The sequence below is a fragment of the Bacteroides salyersiae WAL 10018 = DSM 18765 = JCM 12988 genome, from assembly GCF_000381365.1.
GTDB classification, from domain to species: Bacteria; Bacteroidota; Bacteroidia; order Bacteroidales; family Bacteroidaceae; genus Bacteroides; species Bacteroides salyersiae.
Genome location: NZ_KB905471.1, coordinates 1 through 2,457 on the forward strand (window position 1 = coordinate 1; position 2,457 = coordinate 2,457).

The window sequence follows — 2,457 nt, forward strand, 5'->3', positions numbered from 1 at the left end:
CCTCGTGCATAGGCTCGCCGTTCTCTAACCAGTAAACACAATATTCGACCATAACAGTTTTATCATTTATCGTTGTAATGCCCCTCTACCTCCAAGATGTAGACCTCTACCACTTCCTCGTAAATGTCATAGATTATCCGGTCATGGGCGGTAATGTGTCGAGACCATGTAATATCCCCACCGCCCCTTAACGCTTCGGGATGCCCAAGCCCAGTCTTAGGGTGCTCTAACAATTCTTTGTAGATTTTCTTATACTTCTTGAACAAATTGGGGTTTGATTTCTTCCATTTGGCAATCACCTTATCCACCCCGTCGGAAACCCTAATTGTGTACATCATAGACTATCGAAATAAGCGTCAATATCCTCACTGCTTTTGAGGGTAACACACTTTCCGGATTTGATTTCTTCCCTTGCCTTGTCAATCCTTGCTTGCAGCTCCGGGGTTATCATCAAATCTTCACGACCAACTTTTACCAAAGCGTAAATCTCGTTTTTCCTGCGAATTAGTACCTGCTCGCCATTGTCAGCTTTGGTGAAAGACGCTGCGAGGTTGTTACGGTATTCTCTTACTGATAATGCTTCCATATCTGTTTGCTTTTAAATTCAGCACAAAGATAGCTATATTTCAATAAAATACAAACATTTTGTACACAAACGTGTACACGCCATAAAAACCCGTTTCCAATCCTACCGCCCGTTGGTTGGTTTTGCTTTGCTCTTTTTCCCTATCGTTTTTCTTTTTCCGACAGTAAATCAACCACTTAGCTCTATAAATTCCCCTTGTCTGTTATAAGCATCGTCTGTAATATGCTCTATCACTTCTTCGCAAACGCCCATAAATAAAGGGATTAGAACATGTGTTTCCCCACACTTTGGGAGTTTAGTCCCCACACTTTGGGAGTTTAAAAGTAAATTAGTCCCCACACTTTGGGAGTTTTACCCCTCTTTTTTTGTTTTAATGTGGGGATTGTGTATATTTGCAGCAAATCAATCGTTTATGAAAAAGAAACTACCTATTACCAAGAATAAAGATGTTGTTGTTTCATGGGTATATACATGGTCAAAACAGCAAGACATGTCCATACACGAACAAAGAATAGTTCTTCGCATACTGGAAGCGTGCCAAGCTGAACTAAAGGGAGTAAAACTGAAAGATTATGCAGGCACGAAACGCAAGTTTGAGCATGGACTTTGGGATGTTGATGCACAAATGCATGTATCTGACGTTATTTTTTCCGGACGTGATTACAATGAAATCATAGCCGCACTCGATTCTTTGGCAGGACGTTTTTTTACTTACGAAGATGACGAGGAATGGTGGAAGTGCGGATTTATATCTAACCCAAAATATAAAAAACGCACTGGCATTATAACCTTTCGTGTGTCTAACGACCTTTGGGATGTGTTTACCAAGTTCGCCAAGGGGTACAGAGAATTTGAGTTAAACAAGGCTCTTGCGCTACCTACTGGGTATTCCCTTAGGTTTTACATGTTAATGAGTGGGCAGGTGTACCCTTTGGATATATCCCTTGAAAACTTGAAAGACCGTCTTGGCATACCTGCGGACAAATACAAGGACAAGAACGGAAAAGACAGAATAGATCATTTTGAGGAAAGAGTTTTGAAACCAGCAAAGGCTGCGCTTGATGAGAGCTGCCCATACACTTTCAACTACGTGAAAGTGCGTGAAAACCCAAACAACAAACGTAGCAAGGTGACCGGGTTTAGGTTCTACCCGGTCTATCAACCACAGTTCAGAGATGAAGAACTGGAAGGGAAAGAATTGCAAGCAAAGGTTACAGCACGATATCAGATAGACAGCCATGTGTACGAGTACCTCCGTTATTCCTGCGGCTTCACATCGGAAGAGATAAACCGGAACAAAGAGACATTCATAACGGCACAAGAAAAGATAACCGACCTTATCGGAGAACTGGCTCTCCTAAACGGAAAATCACGAGAAAAGAACAATCCGAAAGGGTGGATTATAAACGCCCTTAAAGGGAAAATCAAGGATAAGTAACAAGATTACCCGGCTGAAACACTCCGGGTAATCTTGTCAAATCAGAGGAACGATTTCCATTTCTACACCAAGTTCTTTCATCTGCTGTTGTATTTCCTCGCTGCTTAGTTTCTCTCTCGCCAGTGCAAGCCCATGAAAGGCGTCCCAGCCTGCCGGCTTCGAAACGATACTACCGTTTAGGACGGCATGGGTGATTTCGCCGCCGGACTTCGCACCCTTGTTCAGTATGAAGAAGAACCGGGGTTCTTCGTGTTCCGTTGTTCCCATAATTCGTAAAGTTAGATGTTTATTTATTCCCCTTTTGTTCCCTTGCCTGCTCTTGGTAGTATTCATAATACTGCTTGTAGTTGTCCCGGTCTTTGGCTGCATCCGTCCAAAGATAGCACATGAAACAAGCGAACAATAGGGAGATAACAGCACAAAGGATTGAGTA

Annotated in this window: 4 protein-coding genes and 1 pseudogene; 1 reads left to right on the forward strand and 4 read right to left on the reverse strand. The window is 42.5% G+C overall.

What is annotated here, in order from left to right; translation table 11 throughout:
- Window positions 1-62: 62 nt before the first annotated feature.
- Together HMPREF1532_RS20480 and HMPREF1532_RS20485 are read right to left on the reverse strand one after the other, a co-directional pair.
- Window positions 63-338, reverse strand: coding sequence for a type II toxin-antitoxin system YoeB family toxin (locus HMPREF1532_RS20480; protein ID WP_004327436.1), 276 nt, complete (start codon window positions 336-338; stop codon window positions 63-65).
- Complete coding sequence (locus HMPREF1532_RS20485) at window positions 335-586, reverse strand: hypothetical protein (protein WP_004295507.1); 252 nt, start codon at window positions 584-586, stop codon at window positions 335-337. The genes HMPREF1532_RS20480 and HMPREF1532_RS20485 overlap by 4 nt, the downstream gene beginning before the upstream one ends.
- A gap of 412 nt (window positions 587-998) precedes the next feature.
- On the opposite strand from HMPREF1532_RS20485, the gene HMPREF1532_RS20490 reads away from it, so the two are divergent.
- Window positions 999-2,024 (forward strand): replication initiation protein, encoded by a 1,026-nt coding sequence (locus HMPREF1532_RS20490; protein WP_004295509.1) that lies wholly within the window; start codon window positions 999-1,001, stop codon window positions 2,022-2,024.
- 36 nt (window positions 2,025-2,060) lie between these two features.
- Here the strand turns inward: HMPREF1532_RS20490 and HMPREF1532_RS20495 are convergent, their stop codons facing one another.
- Window positions 2,061-2,357, reverse strand: coding sequence for a hypothetical protein (locus HMPREF1532_RS20495; protein WP_425265811.1), 297 nt, complete (start codon window positions 2,355-2,357; stop codon window positions 2,061-2,063).
- Window positions 2,311-2,457, reverse strand: a pseudogene (locus HMPREF1532_RS22065) (mobilization protein MbpC); the annotation flags it as partial. The pseudogene HMPREF1532_RS22065 and the gene HMPREF1532_RS20495, both read right to left, overlap by 47 nt.